17 protein-coding genes are annotated in these 20,690 nt (G+C 39.7%); 15 read left to right on the top strand and 2 right to left on the bottom strand.

The window, feature by feature from the left end; translation table 11 throughout:
- Window positions 1-5: 5 nt before the first annotated feature.
- Both CTN07_RS07210 and CTN07_RS07205 read right to left on the bottom strand, forming a co-directional pair.
- Window positions 6-707 carry an ABC transporter permease gene (locus tag CTN07_RS07210; RefSeq protein ID WP_005299568.1) on the bottom strand — a complete coding sequence of 234 codons (702 nt, stop codon included), beginning with the start codon at window positions 705-707 and terminating at the stop codon, window positions 6-8.
- Window positions 708-792: 85 nt separating this feature from the next.
- Window positions 793-1,566: an ABC transporter substrate-binding protein gene (locus tag CTN07_RS07205; RefSeq protein ID WP_249030813.1), complete on the bottom strand. Its 774-nt coding sequence runs from the start codon at window positions 1,564-1,566 to the stop codon at window positions 793-795.
- 342 nt (window positions 1,567-1,908) lie between these two features.
- Here CTN07_RS07205 and CTN07_RS07200 point away from each other — a divergent pair, with 342 nt between their 5' ends.
- The 15 genes from CTN07_RS07200 to vasI all read left to right on the top strand — a co-directional run bounded on the left by CTN07_RS07200 (window position 1,909) and on the right by vasI (window position 20,684).
- Window positions 1,909-3,387 (top strand): sigma-54-dependent transcriptional regulator, encoded by a 1,479-nt coding sequence (locus tag CTN07_RS07200; RefSeq protein ID WP_005299563.1) that lies wholly within the window; start codon window positions 1,909-1,911, stop codon window positions 3,385-3,387.
- Between the two features lies 1 nt (window position 3,388).
- Window positions 3,389-5,434, top strand: coding sequence for a sensor histidine kinase (locus CTN07_RS07195; RefSeq protein WP_005299561.1), 2,046 nt, complete (start codon window positions 3,389-3,391; stop codon window positions 5,432-5,434).
- A gap of 161 nt (window positions 5,435-5,595) precedes the next feature.
- Entirely contained in the window at window positions 5,596-5,871 is a 276-nt protein-coding gene (locus tag CTN07_RS07190) for a polyhydroxyalkanoic acid system family protein (protein WP_036763933.1), read from the top strand.
- 703 nt (window positions 5,872-6,574) lie between these two features.
- Window positions 6,575-7,072, top strand: coding sequence for a type VI secretion system contractile sheath small subunit (gene tssB, locus CTN07_RS07185; RefSeq protein ID WP_005299559.1), 498 nt, complete (start codon window positions 6,575-6,577; stop codon window positions 7,070-7,072).
- A gap of 53 nt (window positions 7,073-7,125) precedes the next feature.
- Entirely contained in the window at window positions 7,126-8,604 is a 1,479-nt protein-coding gene (gene tssC / locus CTN07_RS07180; protein ID WP_036763932.1) for a type VI secretion system contractile sheath large subunit, read from the top strand.
- A gap of 4 nt (window positions 8,605-8,608) precedes the next feature.
- The gene (gene tssE, locus CTN07_RS07175) at window positions 8,609-9,046 is read left to right on the top strand and encodes a type VI secretion system baseplate subunit TssE (protein WP_036763928.1); all 438 of its coding nucleotides are present in this window, start codon (window positions 8,609-8,611) and stop codon (window positions 9,044-9,046) included.
- A gap of 2 nt (window positions 9,047-9,048) precedes the next feature.
- Complete coding sequence (gene tssF, locus CTN07_RS07170) at window positions 9,049-10,815, top strand: type VI secretion system baseplate subunit TssF (RefSeq protein ID WP_005299555.1); 1,767 nt, start codon at window positions 9,049-9,051, stop codon at window positions 10,813-10,815.
- Entirely contained in the window at window positions 10,779-11,786 is a 1,008-nt protein-coding gene (gene tssG, locus CTN07_RS07165) for a type VI secretion system baseplate subunit TssG (RefSeq protein ID WP_005299553.1), read from the top strand. Before tssF ends, tssG begins: the two co-directional genes overlap by 37 nt.
- A 12-nt stretch (window positions 11,787-11,798) precedes the next feature.
- A complete protein-coding gene (gene tagH, locus CTN07_RS07160) occupies window positions 11,799-13,268 on the top strand; it encodes a type VI secretion system-associated FHA domain protein TagH (RefSeq protein WP_005299551.1) in 1,470 nt (489 codons plus the stop codon).
- Between the two features lie 46 nt (window positions 13,269-13,314).
- Window positions 13,315-13,752, top strand: coding sequence for a type VI secretion system lipoprotein TssJ (gene tssJ / locus CTN07_RS07155; protein WP_036765024.1), 438 nt, complete (start codon window positions 13,315-13,317; stop codon window positions 13,750-13,752).
- Window positions 13,752-15,086: a type VI secretion system baseplate subunit TssK gene (tssK, locus tag CTN07_RS07150; RefSeq protein WP_005299550.1), complete on the top strand. Its 1,335-nt coding sequence runs from the start codon at window positions 13,752-13,754 to the stop codon at window positions 15,084-15,086. Before tssJ ends, tssK begins: the two co-directional genes overlap by 1 nt.
- Window positions 15,087-15,091: 5 nt before the next feature.
- The gene (gene icmH, locus CTN07_RS07145) at window positions 15,092-15,892 is read left to right on the top strand and encodes a type IVB secretion system protein IcmH/DotU (RefSeq protein WP_005299548.1); all 801 of its coding nucleotides are present in this window, start codon (window positions 15,092-15,094) and stop codon (window positions 15,890-15,892) included.
- A 9-nt stretch (window positions 15,893-15,901) separates the two neighbouring features.
- Window positions 15,902-18,508, top strand: coding sequence for a type VI secretion system ATPase TssH (tssH, locus tag CTN07_RS07140; protein WP_005299546.1), 2,607 nt, complete (start codon window positions 15,902-15,904; stop codon window positions 18,506-18,508).
- Window positions 18,509-18,513: 5 nt separating this feature from the next.
- A complete protein-coding gene (locus CTN07_RS07135) occupies window positions 18,514-20,016 on the top strand; it encodes a sigma-54 interaction domain-containing protein (protein WP_005299543.1) in 1,503 nt (500 codons plus the stop codon).
- A 5-nt stretch (window positions 20,017-20,021) separates the two neighbouring features.
- Entirely contained in the window at window positions 20,022-20,684 is a 663-nt protein-coding gene (gene vasI / locus CTN07_RS07130; protein WP_005299542.1) for a type VI secretion system-associated protein VasI, read from the top strand.
- Window positions 20,685-20,690: the final 6 nt, after the last annotated feature.

Raw genomic sequence — 20,690 nt, 5'->3', positions numbered from 1 at the left:
ATGGGTTAATTGGTTCTTAAGTGGGCTTTGCCACGCGAGATAGATAATAAGAAGTTTAATACTAAGGCTAAGATTAATAAAACCATCCCTAACGCAACCCCTTGGGCAAAGGCACCTTTGGAACTTTCCAGTGCAATAGCGGTAGGAATATTTCGAGTGGAGTTCATAATATTGCCCCCCACCATCATGGAGCAGCCAACTTCTGTAATCACTCGACTAAATGAGGCAATGACCGCGGCCAGTAATGGGAATCGACACTCCCACATTAGACTGGCAAAAGCTCTCGGATAGCTGGCACCTAGTGTTAGTGATGTTTCCCATGCGCGACGATCACTATTTTGGAATGCGGCATGCATCATAGAGACTAAAATGGGCAAACAGATAAGAATTTGCCCTAAAATCATCGCCTTTTGTGTAAATAGCATCTGCCAATCTCCCAAAGGCCCTGAGCGGGAGAGCAGCATATAGAGCAGTAAGCCAATAACAACCGTTGGTATTGATTGAAAGGTATTAAATAAAGAAAGTGTTAACCAACGTCCTGGAAATTTTCCATAAGCCAGAGCAAAAGCGATCAGTAAAGAGGGTACTAGAACAATTCCAATTGCTAGTAATGAAACGGAGAAGGAAACCCCAACGATACCCCAGAGCGCAGTATCACCGCTAAATAGGAGTTCGATAGCTTGTTGAGTGGTTTGCCAAATATTCATTCTTAATCGATATTATTCCGGTTAATAAAGACAAAATGCCTTTTCGACCTTGGGTAGATTCTGTCGAAAAGGCATCCATTTACAGTTACTTAGTAATAGCGTCTGCTACAAAAAGTTGCTCACCGTGGCGCTTATAGTCATTAATCATGGTTTGCGCTTTAGGATTAACGAGCCAATCGCTAAATACTTTCGCACCTTGGTAGTTAATTGTTGGGTAGCGGCTAGGGTTTACCAAAATAACTTGGTATGGGTTAAATAGACGCTTATCACCTTGCACCATAATACCAAGATGAAGTTTGTTTTGATATGCCAACCAAGTACCACGGTCTGTTAGCGTGTATGCTTGCAGTTCGGAAGCCATATTTAGTGTTGGTCCCATACCTTGACCTACTGCTTTATAACCACCAAAGTTTGGCTCCATTTTAGCCTGAGCCCATAGGTTAAGCTCTTTCTTGTTAGTACCAGAATCGTCACCGCGGGAAATAAATGTCGCGTTGTAAGAAGCAATTTTGGTTAACGCATCAACAATGTTTTTATCACCTTTGATTTTTGCTGGATCTTTTTCTGGGCCTACTAGGATAAAGTCGTTATGCATTAGTTTACGCGGTAGAACACCAAAACCTTTATCCACAAATGTCGCTTCAGCTTTTGGTGCATGGGTCATTACAAGATCCACATCACCGTTCTCACCCATACGTAGCGCTTTACCTGTACCTGCTGCTAGAACATCAACAGAGTAACCTGTGTCTTTTTTAAATTCAGGTAGAAGGTAATCTAGCAGTCCTGAATGATAAGTGCTGGTTGTGGTTGCTAGGCGAATAGTCTTGTTTTCTTTAGTGGTGTCTGCAGCATGTGCCATAGAGGTGGCAGCGAAACCAAGGATAACTAAAGCGGTTTTTAAAAGTTTCATAGGTCTTCCTGACATTTCGTCAAATGGTTAAAACAAAAGTTAGAAAATGGGGCTGCAAAGTTATTTCAGAAATAATCAGACGACTTTGCAATTTGCATGCTTATAAGCAAGTTGAATGCCATATTCACAATTAAACTTTTTATTTTTGAAAAGTAACATAAAACCAATAACTTATATTTATATTGTTTTCAGTTTTGTGCGCTGAAAGACGATTATTTTGAAACAACTTTGACATAGATAACAAAGGTGGGACAAAATGTCGCATCAAATTTTATTGAGATAATTATTTTTATGACAGATTTTTCTTCTTCATGGACAGCGGTATCGGTATTAGTGGTAGATGATGAACCTGGTATGCGTACCATTCTTCAAAAAGCATTAAGTAAAAAATTTGCTCAGGTTGATGTGGCTGGAAGTGTGGAAGAGGCGGAGGAAATTCGCAAACGCTGTCATTTTGATCTCTTAATTGTTGATATCAATTTGCCTGGACGTTCAGGGATTGATTGGCATGAGGCTTTTGATCCAACAACTAAGCGTAGTGATGTGATTTTTATGACAGGCTATGCGGATCTTGAAATGGCCATTAAAGCCCTACGAGCAGGTGCTTCTGATTTTATTTTAAAACCGTTTAATCTTGAGCAGATGATGCAATCGGTTAGTCGTTGTATTGAACGTCGGCTTATGGAGCGACAAAACTTTGCCCTACAACGGGATGTGGAACGCTCTTATCCTGTAGAAATTATCGGTGATGCTGCCAGTACTCAACGGATGAAGAAAATGATTGCACAGGTAGCCCCTTCTTTAGCCGCGGTATTGGTTGAAGGGGAGTCGGGTACCGGTAAGGAATTGGTTGCACGAGCCTTACATCAACTGAGTAAACGTTCCGGTCCTTTTGTGCCTCTTAACTGTGGAGCAATCGCCCCTGATCTGCTTGAAAGCGAGCTGTTTGGTCATGTTTCTGGGGCATTTACTGGAGCTAAAAAAGCGAGAGAAGGTTTGTTCCGAGTGGCTAATAACGGGACACTTTTTCTTGATGAAATTGGTGAAATGCCACTTTCAATGCAGTCTTCGTTATTACGTGCGTTAGAACAAAAAGCCATTCGTCCTGTCGGCGCTGAAAGGGAAATTTCAGTAGATGTCCGAATTGTCGCTGCAACAAACAGAAATTTAAAAGAAGAGGTTGAAGCGGGGCGTTTTCGACGAGATTTGTTCTACCGCTTGAATGTGTTAACGATCGAATTACCTGCACTTCGAGAGCGTATTGAAGATATTCCTGCTCTTGCGCACCACTTTACTCATCAATTGGCAAAAGACCTTGGTATGCAGTCAATCAGTTGGACTCATGAAGATATTGTTGCCATGCAAGCTTACGATTGGCCCGGAAATATTCGTGAATTACGCAACCTAATGGAGCGTTGTATTTTATTGGGTAAACCACCAGCAGATTATTGGCGAGAGCTTAATGATGATTTTCCAGTATCTCATGACGTAGATTCAAAGCTAAATGAAGAGCACAGTATAACTAGTGGTGACAGTGTAACTAATGTGGGTGATGAACGTCCATGTCGCTGTCATGAAAATGGACAAGAACAGTATTGTTACCCAACCGACTGGACGTTAAAAGAAGTGGAGAAAGCACATATTCTTCAGGTGGTTGACTCTAATGATGGTAACAAATCAGCTGCAGCTCGTCAGTTAGGGGTTGCTCGTAAAACATTAGAGCGAAAATTCAAAGAATGGTCTGACGAAGTTGAAGAGCTTAAGGCTTAATATGAAATTAAGAACCTTTGTGGCTACGTGGCTTAATCGCTTTAGAACTATGGTGCGATACCGATTGTTAGTCTTAACATCGGTTCCTATCTTTTTAACTATGCTTGCTCTGATTGGCATCACGTTATATTGGACCTTAATGTACACTTGGCAAAGTGCCTTGATGAATGTTAGGGCCGATCTTGCGGTAGCTCACCATAGTATGGAATTGTTGCAACGAGAACAGTGGATGCAATTAACATCCCTTACGCATTCATACGATTTTCAGCAGCGGTTACGTCATGATGAGAGATCATTAACCCGCTGGGTACCAACTCAAGCCAAAAATTATGATCTAGATTTTGTTATTATTCATCCAGCCTCCCAATTAGCTGAGTTTCCAAAATCCAATCGAAAATTACTGCTCGCAGGTAAGCAACAAACCTTTTTTGAAGTGCTCAATAGTCAAGAGTTATATCGTTTAAACCCTGATCTTCCGGCGCGAGCACAGATACCAATGCTGCGAGGAAACAAGATTGAGCGTCGAGGTTTAGTGAGTCGAAGCTTAATTCCTATTTTTAATGATCGACACGAATTGCAGTGGATTATTGATGGGGGAATGTTACTCAATAACAGTACGCAATTGGTCGATCGAATTCGTGATTTAGTGTATGCCTCTAATACTTTACCAAAGGGGAGTATAGGTACTGTTACGCTATTTATGGATGATTTACGAGTCAGTACTAATGTGCCTTTAGACAGTAGCATGAAAAAGGGACGAGCTATTGGTACTCCCGTATCGGAGCAAGTTAAGCTGGATGTATTAAAGGACGGTCAAGTCTGGGTCGATAGAGCTTATGTTTATGATGCTTGGTATGTTTCAGCTTATGAACCGCTACGAAATTATGACGGTAAAGTGATTGGAATGCTCTATACCGGTTATTTGGAGTGGCCACTGGTTAGAACCTATCTCACCAATATTATTGAGATGGGGATAGCAATTTGTATTGTGCTACTTCTGTCGAGCATTATTGTTTATCGTGGTTCTCGAGATCTTTTTCTTCCTATCGAGAAAATTCACCATGTTGTGAGAGCTGTGCAGTTAGGGCTTAAGAAGCGAATTGGTAAACTGGATTTAAGCGAGAATCATGAGCTGCAAATTTTGGGACGCCAGTTTGATTCAATGTTGGACCTACTTGACCAACGGAATGAAGCAATTAAACAAGCAGCTATTGAGCTTGAAGATAAAGTTGATGCAAGAACGCACAGTTTACATGAAAAAACTGAAGAGTTAGAGCGTCATATTCAGCTGTTAAATCAGGCTAGACATAAATTAGTTAACAGTGAAAAGCTGGCTGCATTGGGTGAACTGACCGCAGGTATTGCTCATGAAATTAACAATCCAATTGCAGTGATCTTAGGTAATGTTGAACTGATCCAGTTTGAACTTGGAGATGGAACTGCGCCAATAAAAGATGAGCTTGAAGCGATCCATGAACAAATTGATCGGATAAGAAATATTACCCGAAGTTTATTGCAATATAGCCGTCAGGGTGGGGTTCAAGATGAGATCATTTGGCAGCATATTAATCCTATTGTTGAAGAGAGTTTGACTCTGGTACGTTCTGGTACAAAGAAACTGGATATTAAGATCGAAACCGACTTACAAGCTAAATGCAGTGTTGAGGTTAACCGTCATCAATTACTTCAAGTTTTAGTTAACTTGCAGATGAATGGTGTTCATGCAATGAATGATAGTGGGATACTACAGATCAGTACTCAAGATTGGACTGAGGGTAAAACCACCATTGGTGCAATTATTAAGATTACGGATCATGGTTGTGGAATATCAGAGCAAAACTTAACTCGAATATTTAATCCGTTTTTTACGACCCGACGTTCTGGTACTGGCCTCGGGCTCTCTGTTAGCCAAGGTATTATTGAAAGTATAGGGGGCGAAATTCGAGTTCAATCTGAAGTTGAGGTTGGAACGACATTTTCCATCTTTTTACATGAGAAGGCGATGATTGAACAGGAAGGCGATATTTTGCTACAAATAAAACCATAACTACGCTAGATGATATGACGTAAAGCACATATTAATATGCAATGGATTGTTATACTGCTTATACTCAAATAACTGGGTATAAGCAGTAATTAATAGTAAGTAGTGTCTGGTATTTTCATTTGGGTATTCAGACATAAGAGCACTAAAGGAATAGTGATACAGTGACCATCTTAATCGAACGAGAGCATGGGTTTTCTCATGAACATATAACTCAGGTTTCAGAGCTGATTGCACAGCAGTTAGTTGATGAATATGGTGTTCTTTGGCAATGGCAAGATAACCGTTTAATGATAAAACACAGCTCAGCTAATGGTTATTTAGAAAGTATGGATGGTAAATTGACAATCAAGTTATCTCTAGGCTTTACTGCCAGTTTTTTCTCTAGTGCAATAGAATCTGAAATCTGTCAGCAGTTAGATAAGCTATTAGTTGCTTAATTTGTAATATCTCCTGCACCGAAAATAACGCATTAATCTCAATATAACCTGCTAGCTTTCGCTAATGTATCTAGCAGGTTTCTTTTCTTTAATCTGTTCTAAATCACAAATCACAAATCACAAATCACTTATGCCTTATGTAAGCTACATCTCTTTTGGGGAGATTGGCACAATTTTATCATCATACAAACTTGCTCTATCACGTTTGATTGCGTTGTTTTTTTTGCTCGTGAATAAGTGGCAATTTCCTGATTCCTCCATGTTAAAGCCAATCAGATGAATCACTCGATATGCCGATATGAACTATCACTTTTAGAGCGTTACTACATTTATATGCAATAAATACTTCTCCTTTGTGCCATTATTTTGACTTTAACGCGAAAAATTGCGGTGTTGTGCCTTAATTTTTGGTCAAATTAATTGCATTTTTGTTGCATGGGTATATTCTGTTTGACACATAAGAGCAAGAGATAATAATTAATAACAAAAATTATCTCGTAAATAATAAATATTTTTTCGGATAATCATATTTATCTAGAGGCTAGGGAAGATATAAACTTTCCGATATAAGTTATGATAATTTTATTGTTAATTGTATTTATAGATATAATTAACGATTAAAAATCTAAGATTTATAAGTGATATTTTTTATTTGATATCACTGGATTCTTGCAACTGAAATAAAGTTAAACGGAGAGTTATAATGTCAAAAGACGGCAGTGTTGCACCTAAAGAACGTATTAATATTAAATATGTTCCTCATAATGGTGATGACCAATCATCAGTTGAATTACCGCTTAAAGCGTTGATTGTTAGCGATTTTAAAGGTGGTGTAGAAGATGTTGCTATCGAAGACCGTAAAGCAGTCTCTATTGATAAAAATAACTTTGAATCAGTAATGAAAGAAAGTAATTTATCAATAACAACAACGGTTAATAATAAGCTATCAGACGATGGTTCTGAATTACCAATTACTTTATCAATACAGTCTCTTGATGACTTTTCCCCTGATTCTATTGGTCAACAAGTTCCTGAATTAAAGAAGCTTATTGAATTAAGAGAAGCATTGGTTGCTTTGAAAGGTCCCTTAGGAAATATTCCAGCATTCCGTACGCGCTTACAGGAATTAATGGATTCTGAAGAGTCTAGAAGTAAACTATTAAGTGAACTTGAAATTGTTAGTCAAGATCTTAATAAATAATAACTATTCATCTTTATTGATAATTTAATTACCTATAGTTCAGGAACGGAATTATGACTGTACAACAAGACGTACAAACCTCTAGTGACAAAATTTCGTCAGTGAGTCTCCTTGATGAGATTATGGCGCAGACTCGAATGACCCCTGCAGATGATGGCTATGATATTGCCAAAAAGGGTGTTGCGGCTTTCATAGAAAACCTATTGGGTAGTGAACATGCTGATAATCAAGTTAATAAAGCTTTAGTCGATCAAATGTTGGTTGAGCTTGATAATAAAATCAGCTTACAAATGGATGAAATTTTACATGACACCGCGATCCAAGAAATGGAGTCGTCATGGCGTGGTGTTAAGATGCTGGTGGACCGCACCGATTTTCGTGAAAATAATAAGATTGAGCTATTGCATGTCACGAAAGAAGAGCTGTTGGATGATTTTGAGTTTGCACCGGAGACCTCTCAATCGGGTCTATATAAGCATGTATACTCGGCTGGATACGGTCAGTTTGGTGGCGAACCGGTAGCTGCGATTGTTGCTAATTATCAATTTACACCTTCAACACCAGATATGAAGTTACTTCAATATGCTGGTGCTGTTGGTGCAATGGCCCACGCTCCCTTTATCTCAGGTGTTGCACCAGAATTTTTTGGTATTGATTCATTTGAACAATTACCAAACATTAAAGATTTAAAAGCAACATTTGAAAGCCCTCGTTATACAAAGTGGCGCCAGCTTCGTGAGTCAGATGATGCTCGTTATATTGCTTTAACAGCTCCTCGCTTTTTATTAAGAACTCCATACGATCCAACAGAAAACCCAATTAAAACATTTAACTACCGTGAAAATGTGAGTGAATCTCATGAGAGCTACTTGTGGGGTAATACCGCCTTTGCATTAGCTTCTCGTCTAACCGATAGTTTTGCTAAATACCGCTGGTGTCCAAATATTATTGGTCCACAAAGCGGAGGGGCTGTTGAAGATCTTCCGGTTCATCTATTTGAATCTATGGGCGAGCTGCAAGCTAAAATCCCAACCGAAGTATTAGTGACTGATCGTAAAGAGTTCGAACTTGCAGAAGAAGGCTTTATTGCTCTAACCATGCGTAAGGGTAGCGACAATGCAGCATTTTTCTCAGCCAACTCTATTCAACAACCAAAAGTTTTCCCTAACACAAAAGAAGGTCGAGAAGCTGAAATGAACTTCAAATTAGGTACTCAGTTACCTTATATGATGATCATTAACCGTCTTGCCCATTATGTGAAAGTGCTTCAGCGCGAACAAATTGGTTCATGGAAAGAGCGTCAAGATCTTGAACGTGAATTGAATGCTTGGATTAAACAATTTGTGGCTGACCAAGAAAACCCACCCGCAGATGTTCGTAGTCGTCGTCCATTACGCGCAGCTCAAATTGATGTTTTGGATGTTGAAGGCGATCCAGGTTGGTATCAAGTTGCACTGACTGTTCGCCCTCACTTTAAATATATGGGCGCAAATTTTGAATTGTCACTTGTTGGTCGTTTAGATCAGGACTAATTCAATGTCATATATCGCATTAGAGGATAGTGCGTATGGTGTCAGCCTCTTTGAACGCTTAGAGGCTGACAGCGCAAATCGAACTATTACTCAAGGTCCTGAGCCAGCTCTTGTGCTTGATTCAATCAAACGAAATATTTCTCAGCTTCTTAATAGCCGTATTGGGGAGTCTTTAAGTGCGCCTGAGCTTGGATTAATCGATTTTAATGACGCAACGTTAGGCTGCCACGATTTGGCTTTGCAGATTAAGCTCGCAATTCGACGTTGCCTAGAGCGTTATGAACCGCGGTTAAAGAATATTGATGTTCAGTTTACTCCTGATGATGAGAGCCCTTTGAATTTACGTTTTCATATCAGAGCATTAGTAAACTCGAAAGCGTTACATGATTCGGTACAAATTGATTTGTTACTTGATACGAGCCGTAAATATAGAGTGGTTTGATAGTGTCACAAGATAAATTTTTCAGGGATGAGTTAGCTTTTCTTAAAGAGCAGGGAGCCGCTTTTACGGAAGTGCACCCTCAACTATCTCGTTTTCTTCAAGGCAAAAATACCGATCCTGATGTAGAGCGCTTGCTCGAAGGATTTGCTTTTCTCACTGCAAAGTTGCGTGAAAAAGTTGAAGATGAATTCCCCGAGTTGACCCACTCTATTATTAATATGTTATGGCCCAATTACTTACGACCAATTCCAAGTCTAAGTATCGCGCAGTTTACACCAATAGAAAAAGCATTAAGTGTAGGTCAAAAGATTCCTGCTCAGACGGAAATAGACAGTATTCCGGTCATGGAGACAGTTTGTCACTTTAAAACTTGCAGAGATGTGGATATTTATCCGATAGCACCAATAGGGATTACAACAAACCATACAAGAGAAGCATCAATTATTGACTTACAGCTTGAAGTAATTGGTGAGCAAGGATTATCTGATATAGGGCTACAAGATCTTCAATTTTATTTAGGTGGCCAAAAATACAGCGCTCAAATGCTCTATTTATGGCTCAACCATTATTTAGCTCGTATCGAACTGGTATGCGGAGAGCATCAATTTGTTATCCCAAAAGATCATTTCAAGAGTGTGGGATTTGAAACGGGCGAAGGTGTTTTACCTTTTCCTAAGAATGTTTATGAAGGCTATCGGATACTGCAAGAATACTTAACATTTTCAGATGCTTTTCTCTTCGGTGAACTGTGCAATTTATCTCAGTTTATTACATCGGATATGGGGCAAGAATTTACACTTAGATTTGTTTTTTCTAAGACATTACCTGCTGATGTGCGCGTGAGAGAAGAGTCATTTTCACTGTTTTGTACGCCTATTATCAATCTATTTTCTCATGATGCCGATCCTATTGATCTAACAGGTAAGCGATCTGAATATCGAATGGTGCCATCCAGTCGATATCCAACGCATTATGAGATTTTTAGTATTGATAAAGTGCAAGGTTGGCAAGAAGCCCATGAAGGCCGAATCCGAGGTCAAAAGAGGGTATATAGCGCCTTTGAAAGTTTTCAACATGAAATTGAGCGCTCTCGCCATCGCGAGGCTTTGTATTATCGAGCTCGAGTAAAAAATAGTGTTAGAGGCGATGGTTTTGACCACTTTATCTCATTCGTTCGTGGTGATGAAACCAACTGTATTGGCATTAGTGAAGCGATCTCATTAGAGCTTACATGTACGAATAGACAGTTACCCATTGAATTAGGAATTGGTGATATTTGTGCAGCAACGAATACTTCACCATCGTTTGCTTCATTTAAAAATATTACAGAGCCGACACAACCGCTTAGACCAACGTTAGACGGTAGTTTGTTGTGGACTCTTATCTCTAATCTGTCACTCAATTATTTATCTCTATTATCAAAAGATGCGTTGTGTTCAGTGATTAGAGCTTACGATTTTAGAGCGTTAGTAGATAGACAAGCAGAGCGTGTCGCCAAATTGCGTTTAGATGGCATTGTTGAGATTAACTCTAAGCCGATTGAACGGATCATTAAGGGCTTGCCTGTGAGAGGCTTACAGTCTGAGATTATGCTCGATCAGGTTGCATTTGCCTCAGAAGGTGATCTTTATCTTTTTGGTAGTGTACTAAGTCGATTCTTTGCTTTATACGCCAGTATTAACTCGTTTCATGAATTGGTCGTCGTTAATAGTGCAAATCAAGAAAGGTATACATGGGGAACTCAGACAGGGTTACAACCGCTGATCTAAGGTCAGATAAAAGATTAAATACTTTGCTCGACCAAGCTAAGAATTATGATTTTTATCAGTTAGTTGAGTTGCTATTAAAACTAACAGAACAAGATCCTAGTTCTGAGGAATGGGAAAGTAATTGTCGACTCATTTTTAGCACCAGTGCCAGTTTGGGTTTTGCTTCTAGCGATATTACTGAATTAGAAGCACTGAGTGACGAGAGCTATCGTATTGAAACGGCTTTTCTTGGTTTAAATGGGGCACAATCACCATTACCTGGCTTTTTGCTCGAGCAAATCGCTACCGAAAATGAAAATGGTGTAAGACGAGCCTTTTTAGATTTTTTTAATAATCGTCTTTTAGCTTTGGTTTACCAGTTATGGCGTAAATATCGTTATTACGTTTGTTATCAAGATAACGCCAGTGACTTATTTTCATCACAGTTATTTGCCCTTGTTGGTTTGTCAGATAGTGACTTACGAGGTGAGACACCAATTAACTGGAGCAAAATGCTCTCTTACGCAGGAACTCTAGCTGGTCGTAGTCGCTCGCCCCAAGTTGTTGCAGGCATTATTGCTCACTGTTTCGAATTAGAAAACGTCGCTATCAGGCAATGGGAAATTCGAACCGTTGACATTGTACAAGAGCAACAGATGTGCTTAGGGATGAATAACTGCCGATTAGGTGAGTCGACCATCATTGGAGCCAAAGTAAAAGATTGCACTGGCAAGTTTGTGGTTGAAATTAAAGATCTTACGCGAGAGCGATTTAATGATTTTTTACCTTCAGGAAAAGAGTATCAACCGTTGTGTAAATTGGTTGAATTTGTTCTTCGCGAGCAAATGGCATTTGATTTGGAGCTTGAACTTAAAAAAGAAGAAGTTCCGTCCATGTGCTTAACGCGAGATTCTCAACTCTCTCTTGGATGGTCTTCGTTTTTAGATGCAAAGAATAGCGATTGTAAAGTAAAGATACAGGTGCGCCAATAAAGGAAATGGAGAATGACCGAGCAAAATTTACTTACATTAACTGTGATTAATACTCAATTTGTAGCCCCAGGTATATCGGTAAAAAAAGAGTTTAACAGTAACGGTGGAACAATAGGATCGAGTTCTAGTGACGGCTGGTTTCTGACGGATAATCAACGACAAATACAGCAAAACCATTGCCAAATTGTCTTTAGAGATGGTGCTTTTTGTATCACTGACAACTGTAATCAAACTTTTATTAATAACCAATCAATGGCTGTTGGCTGGGATAAAACAGCACGTCTTAACGAAAATGATGTGTTGAATATTGGCAGATTTGTCATTCGAGTATCGTTACACGGAGATGCAAAAGAGAAAGAAGGCCGTCTTGAAACCTTTTTTATTGCCAATAATGGACTTGAACTTGATGGTGAAGAACTTGATTTGATCGAGCAAGATCAAGTTTGCTCGGTTGATGATCCTTTGGCGGCTCTTGATGCGCAAGAGATAACACAAAGTATCGATCTATTTGGTGGTGAACAAGATACACGATCAAAAGCGATAAATAATCCACTTTTAAGTAATAACGAAGAGTGGTTTGGCTCGCAAGAAACCATTCAAGCAGATACTGAGCGAGATGTTCAATCTGCAATGACATTAAAAAAATCACAGCGTACCGCTTCTTATGATAAGGAGCCGGTAGCAACACACTCAACATCAAAACAACCAGTATCAAAAAAAACAGTACCAACAGCGTATTTAGCTAGCAGCGATAACAGTATAGCGCCTGCTCAAAATTCATTTTATAAGGACCGCGTAATGGATGAGAAAACATTAGATCTACTTGAAGAGGAAGTTCGTCAAGGTTTTAGTTATCACTCAGACCCTCAGCTCGATTCAAGTGAAGGAAACCACTTATTAACGGGCCCCTTATTACGTGGTTTAGGGACCAAAGCGGGCAATCCCGATGATCTTGCTGAAATGCAGTTGCTGTCTGAAGAAATGGGGGCATCGTTACAATCTGCTATTCGTGGTCTTTTAGATTTACATCAACAAGTTGCTTCTAGCCGCTATGGGGTAATGAATAAAAATCTTCAGCCGATTGAAGATAATCCATTAAGACTGGGTATGGACTATGAGCAAACCGTACAGGTGATGTTTGATGGCGAAAGAAGCCCAGTTCATTTATCTGCACCTGCAGCGATAGAAGAGAGCCTTCGTACTGTAAAAAATCATAATGAAGCCGTACACCAAGCGATATCGGAAGCGTTAGCTCAGATACTTCAAGCATTTTCGCCAGAGGTGCTGCAGCGTCGTTTCAATCGTTATCGTCGACCTGGGCAACATTTGAATGAGTCGCCTGAGTCATGGGCGTGGCACATGTATCAAAACTATTATCAAGAGCTGACTTCCAATCGCCAGCACGGTTTTGACAAACTCTTTTGGGAAATTTTCGATCAAGCCTATGACAAACGCTTAAGAGAGAAGCAACAGGAGATGTAATGTGAATCCAAAGGCGCTATTACAGTATCTATGTATTGCTGGGGTCATGTTCTTGGTTGGGTGTAGCTCGAAATACGATCCAGCTTCGGAACCGAGTACGATAACGTTAAGTATGGTTGCGACTGATACGATAAACCCTAATAACAATGGCGATGCATCTCCTGTCGAATTAAAAGTATTTGAACTAGAAGATGACTCCATGTTTATGTCGGCTTCTTATGATCAATTATTAGATGATTATAAAAAAGCATTAAAGAGTAATTATGTTGATGATTACGATTATGTTTTATTACCAGGTCAATTTAAATTTATTGATCCAATAAAATTGGATGAAGATACCCGATATATAGGTGTCATGGCTTTTTTTGCCGATCCTGAACAGAGTGATTGGAAAAAAGTCGTAAAAGTAAAAACATTAGGCAGAGAATATCATTTACTCGTTCTGCTTAATCATAATGAAGTAATACTGGAAAGGGTGGAGTAATGTCATCTCGAAACCGTGTTGTTTGGAATGAAGGATTATTTGTTAAGCCTCAACACTTTCAACAGCAACAAAGATATTTAGAGTATCTTATCGATGAAAGAGTTAAATCTGCCAATCCATATTTATATGGCGTAACAGAGATTGTATTAAATCTTGAATATTTAAGTTTTGGCCGTATTGCTATAGAAAAAGCAAAAGGTGTTATGCCTGACGGAACCGTTTTTAATATCCCTCAGGAAGACACTTTACCTGATGCTTTAGATATAGTTGATAGTTCTCTGGCTAACCAAGTTATTTATTTAGCTATTCCGCTTCGTAGTGAATCGATTGTTGAAGTGAGCTGGCCTGACTCGGTTGGTGCAACTCGCTATAAAGCAGAACGTTATGAAGCTCGTGATATTCATTCTTTTCAGGGTGATAGCAGCGTTATCGATGTAAGTCCAGCTCGATTAAAGCTGATGTTAGAAAAAGAAGATCGCAGCGCCTATGCCTCTATTGCAATCGCTAAAATTTTAGAAAAACGACCTGATGGCAGTGTTATGTTGGATGAGTCGTTTATGCCGTGTCATCTCAATGTAAAAGCGGTACCAAAGTTACAACGTTTTATGGGAGAAATGGCTGGTTTAATGCGAGAAAGAGCGAGAAATATCGCACAACGTATCGGTTCACCAAGTCAAGGTGGTGTTGCTGATGTTGCCGATTTTATGTTGCTGCAAGCGCTCAATACCATGCAACCTAGACTTCATCACATGGCACATCTAAAAGGGATTCACCCAGAGCGTTTATATGAAGACTTAACCTCTATTTGTGGTGAATTGGCAACCTTTACCGATGAAGGTCGTATGGCACCTGAATTTAGTAGCTACGATCATGATCGACCAAATAACTCATTTGTTCCCGTCATGAATATGCTCCGACAAGCACTCAGTATTGTGCTTGAACCAAGAGCTGTATCGATTCAACTACACAAACGTAAATACGGCTTAATGGTTGCGCCAATTCAAGATCCAAATCTGATATTGGAAGGTGATTTTATTTTGGCCGTTCGTGCTCGAATGCCGCTTGAAGAGCTACGTAAGTTATTTATGCAACAGACAAAAGTAGCATCGGTTGAAAAGATTCGCGAGCTTATTTCGCTGCAGTTACCTGGTATTCCATTATCACCGTTACCTGTTGCACCTCGTCAGTTGCCATACCATGCGGGATACACTTATTTCCAGCTCGATAAAAGTAGCCAAGCATGGAATATGGTCACTAACTCAAGTGGTTTTGCTTTCCATGTCGCAGGTGATTTCCCTGATATTGAGCTGCAATTTTGGGCAATTAGGAGTTAATTATCATGGATGAGACTCTAGATAGAGAAAAAGCAACGAAACAGCCAGAAGGTTATTTCGATGGCGTTCTATTCGATAATGTTAAAAATATTAATCAGGATCAAGATTTCTGGTTTAAGTTACGCGGGAATAATATCAATGCGCTAATTGATGCCGCGACGCCTTTGCTCGGTATGAGTTTACGAATTCGTAACTTAAGTCATTGCGATAATATTGATGAGATTTACCACCAATCCGTAGAAGAGATAAAAGCGATAGAAGTAGAGTTAACTGAGGCCGGCTATGAACATGCGGTTATTTTGGCATATCGCTACGTACTGTGCTCTTTTATTGATGAAGCGGTTATGAGTACCCCATGGGGCGCAGATAGCTCGTGGGCTGAATGTTCTCTGTTGACTCGTTTTCATAATGAAACATGGGGTGGCGAAAAAGTCTTTTCTATTTTATCTCGATTAGAATCTGAACCTGCTCGATATCAGGAGTTACTCGCTTTTATCTATTTATGCCTCACCTTAGGTTTTGAAGGCCGATACAAAGTGATGAATAACGGCAAGGAAGAATTTGAGAAAGTTGTCGCTAATCTTTATGAGATTTTACGCCGATTAGCGGATAAAGACCCTGAAGCATTAACAAGTGCAACTGAGCATGTTGTTGCAACAAAATATAAATTAACAAAACAAGTTCCAATTTGGACAGTATTTGCAGGATTTGCTTTAACTTGGGTTGTTATTTTTATTGGTTATTCAATTGCCTTACACAATAAATCTGGCGATGTATTAGAACAATTAAACCAAATATTACAATAGGATGTAGTTGTGATTCGAATTGAACTTCCTGTACTTATCGAAAAATTAAATTCTCAAACTAAATTAGCATTAGAACAGGCAGCGGCTCTTTGTATTAGCCGAGGTAATAGTGAAGTTACTTTTGAGCATTTGCTTTTTACATTATTAGATAACCCATTATCTGATGTTCGTGAATTGATAAAACTATCAGGACTCGAACATGATGCAATAAAACTAATTTGTGGTGATTCATTACCAAAAGAGAGTGGTAATGACACCTATCCTGCTTTTTCTCCACTATTAGTTGAGTTATTACAAGATGCTTGGTTATTAGCATCGACAGAATTAGACAGTCATGAATTGCGCTCTGGCATCATATTCCTTGCCGCGCTACTTCGTCCTGACCGTTATTTGGCATTTAGCTTAATTAAACAATTTGAAAATATTAATCGAGAGACGGTTCGTAAACAGTTTTCTCAGCTATTAGTTAATTCTTCAGAAACTCCGGTTATAACAAGCCGTGAGAAAGTGACTAATAAGTCGCTAATCGGTGGGGAGAGTGGTTTACAGCGCTTTTGTACCGATTTCACGCAACAAGCACGTAGTGGCAAATTAGATCCAGTTTTATGTCGAGATGACGAAATTAATTTGATGATCGATATTTTATGTCGACGCCGTAAAAATAATCCCATTGTCGTCGGTGATGCCGGAGTGGGTAAAAGTGCTGTTGTTGAAGGGTTAGCACTGCGTATTGTAGAAGGTAAAGTACCTCAAGCCTTGAAAGACGTTCAACTATGGTCTCTTGATTTAGGCCTTATGCAGGCAGGAGCTTCTGTTAAGGGTGAGTTTGAAAAACGTTTAAAATCCATTCTAGATGAAGTGAAAAACTCCCCAACACCGATCATCTTATTTATTGATGAAGCCCATACGTTAATTGGAGCAGGCAATCAAGAAGGTGGTGGTGATGCGGCAAACTTACTAAAACCAGCACTAGCACGAGGTGAAGTATGTACCGTTGCTGCGACGACATGGAAAGAATATAAAAAGTATTTTGAAAAAGATCCTGCATTAACACGTCGTTTTCAACTAGTAAAACTGGACGAACCAACCGCAGCTCAAGCAACAGATATTCTGCGTGGTTTGCATTGCGTGTATGAAGCCGCACACCAAGTTTTGATCAGTGATGATGCTCTAAAAGCGGCGGCAGAGCTTTCTGCACGTTATGTTTCAGGGCGTCAATTACCCGATAAAGCGATTGATGTTTTAGATACTGCTTGTGCTCGTATTGCCATTAATTTAAGTGCGCCGCCACGTCGAATTTCTGAAATTGATAGTCAATGTCATCAGCGTCAGCTTGAAATTGAGATGTTATCTCGTCAACAAAAACTGGGTAAAACTATCGATCAAGAGCATTTTGATCATTTACTGGCAGAAGAAGAGAGAGATAGAGCGGAGCAAGATCGTCTGCATCTAGCGTGGCAAGAGCAAAAAGAGATCGTGAGCGAGATAATTAAGACTCGTCAAGCCCTCCTTAAGCAAGTAGCAAAGGATGGAGATAGCAATGAAATGGATACATTGCGAAATCAGTTACAGCAATGTTATCAGAAACTAGAGCAGATCCCTCACGATCAGCGTCTGATCCATCCAGAGGTTGATGCAACCCAGATCGCCGAAGTTATCGCTGACTGGACTGGCGTTCCGGTTGATCAAATGAATACCGATGAACTTACTAAGATCACGCATTTGCCTGAAATTTTATCTCAAGCGATCAAAGGACAAGATGTTGCGATTGAGTGTATTCACCGACATCTTTTAACTGCTCGCGCGGATTTACGTCGTCCTGGTCGTCCTAAAGGAGCCTTCCTGCTTGTTGGTCCTAGTGGTGTTGGTAAAACGGAAACTGTTGTACAGCTTGCTGAACAGTTATATGGCGGACAGCAGTTCTTGACCACGATTAATATGTCGGAGTATCAAGAAAAACATACGGTTTCTCGCCTTATTGGTTCACCTCCCGGCTATGTTGGGTTTGGCGAAGGTGGGGTTTTAACTGAAGCCATTCGTAAGATGCCATATTCGATTGTTCTACTCGATGAAGTAGAAAAAGCACATCCTGAAGTTCTGAATCTTTTCTATCAAGCTTTTGATAAAGGAGAGTTAGCTGATGGTGAAGGACGTGTGATTGACTGTCAAAATATCGTGTTTTTCTTAACGTCAAATTTGGGTTATCAGACCATTGTTGATTATGCAGAACAGCCCGATCAAATCGAAGATAAGTTATATCCAGAATTAGCCGCTTTCTTTAAACCAGCCCTTTTAGCTCGTATGGAGGTTGTGCCTTATTTGCCTCTTAACCATGATGTATTAGAGAAAATCGTTCGAGGAAAATTATCTCGTTTAGAAAAACTCTTAGTATCTCGTTATAAAGCTGAAGTGGTCATCGAGCCTTGTTTAATTGAGGAAATTCTTGGCCGAGCAACTCGTTCTGAAAATGGTGCTCGTATGCTTGAAGCCATTATTGAAGGCCAAATGTTGCCTCCAGTTTCATTAGCTCTATTAAATAAATTGGCTCATCGAGAAGCAGTAACTCGAATTTGTTTGACGGTTGTTGATGGTGATTTTGTTGGGGAAGTTGAGTAGTTGCAATGAAGCAGTGGCTAACTTATACCGCGGAGATGATTGAGTGTAGAAAGTGTTCAGAATTGATCACTTTCTTCCAAAACGTATCAGTCGAACAACTGGCTGTCGCTCAATGTTTGGTTTTTTATCCGAGCGATGACGGCCGTTTCCTGATTTCTGATAACGGCTCTGAGCAATGGGAAGTGGATGACTTTGATCACCCATTTTCACACGCATTGCACCATGCTAAACCGATATTGCTTGATTCAAAAAAACTACACTTTTGGCGCCAAAATTCTGATTTTGAATATTTTTCACAACAGGTTTCCGATGATGAATCATTATTGGTTGTGCCACTACCGTTTCAGTCACATAGAGTAAAAGCCGTTGTTGGACTTATTGGTAATAAGCAAATTATTAATAATATTCTTAATGATGAAAATTGGCTTAAATTCAGTCAAGTATTTATTTCTCAATGGATTTTATTACGTGAATTGGCCAGTAAACATCGTCAAGAGTTACAGCTAAATGAATCTATTACCCAGTTAAAGATCAATAAAACAAATAAAGGTCGGAGGGATTTATCTCATCATTTAATTGGCTCTAGTCCAGTGATGGAATCTTTGCGAGAACAGATAGCGATTGCTGCGCAGTCTTCCTTAACTGTTTTAATACAAGGAGAAACCGGCTCTGGTAAAGAATTGGTTGCGAAAGCCATTCATACTTTATCCGATCGCAAGGACAAAGCTTTTGTCGCCGTAAATTGTGCCGCAATCCCTGAAAATTTGCTGGAAAGTGAATTATTTGGCTATGAGAAAGGAGCATTTACGGGGGCCATTAGTGCTCGAAAAGGTCTGATAGCGCAAGCTGATGGTGGCACTCTGTTTCTTGATGAAATGGGGGAGATGCCTCTTGCACTACAAGCAAAATTATTACGGGTATTAGAAACGCTTGAATACCGGCCTCTTGGTTCACATAAGGAACTGAGATCGCAATTTCGCTTGGTAGCGGCAACCCATGTCAACTTAAGGAAAAATGTCAATCAAGGTTTGTTTCGTCAAGACTTGTTTTACCGACTCTATCAGTATCCGTTAGACGTTCCCAGTTTATCCAATCGACTGAATGATATTGATGAATTAGCAGAAGTATTTATTGATCAATATAACCAGCGTGAAAATAGACATGTTCTGGGCTTTGATACGCAAACATTGACGCTGCTTAAAACATTTGAATATCCGGGTAATGTGCGTCAACTGCGTTCCTTAGTTGAGTATGCGTGTGTTCATACCGATTCAAATCAATTTATTAATGAGCAAGCCTTACCGAAAACTGATATGAGCTCAGAAAAATTGGTGAGTAGTCTGCCGTTTGAAGAGATTGACGATCTTAAATTGGCCCTTGAAGAGTATGAGCGAAAGATCATTTGTGATCGCTTAACCTTTTTTGCGGGAGATAGGGCAAAAGCTGCTGAAAGCCTAGGTTTACCGAAACGGACTTTAGCTCATAAGTGTCAGAAATTGGAGATCTGAGCGAAATGATAAAACAAGTATTGATGGTGGGATTATTAAGTCATGTCAGCATTTCGGCGATAGCATCGGTCAATTCTGATGAAGTTATGATTCAAGCTCAACATTGCCGTTCTATTGGGGCTAATTTAGCGCGATTAGAGTGCTTTGATCGGGTTTTCTCTACGCCAATTAAAACGGTGCCATTAATCAAAAATAGTACCGTAATGCCTCAATCTTGGCAGTGGGCTATAGACAGTGAAAAAAATCGCACAACAGCAGTGGGTTTTAATGCCAATAAAGGTGACAGTGTCACAGAAGGTGAGCGTTATTGGTTAACCGCTCCTGCGATAAATAAACATTTTGCCAAAGGAAAAGCACCTGTTTTGATGCTGAGTTGTATTGAAAACATAAGCCGTGTGGAGTTGGTTTTTCCTGAACCGATTCAAGAGAGTCGAGTATCGGTATCCATCCCTGGAATTCCTGTTGTTACTCAAAATTGGATCAGTGATGACACCGGTTATTTGTTGCGTTCGGGTCGTGGTATTCCTGCGATTGAAGCAATGAAATCTATGCTAACAGCTCCTCAACTTATTTTGCGTTCAAATGCGAAGGATGTTGATGGCCTAGCATTTGATACAACAGATTTACGCAGCGTTATTGAACCAATGCGCAAAGCGTGTCGTTGGTAAGGATAA

Source organism: Photobacterium damselae, assembly GCF_003026815.1.
GTDB lineage: Bacteria > Pseudomonadota > Gammaproteobacteria > Enterobacterales > Vibrionaceae > Photobacterium > Photobacterium damselae.
The sequence above is the reverse complement of the archived record's forward strand: the minus strand, read 5'-3'. Positions and strand labels throughout refer to the sequence as shown.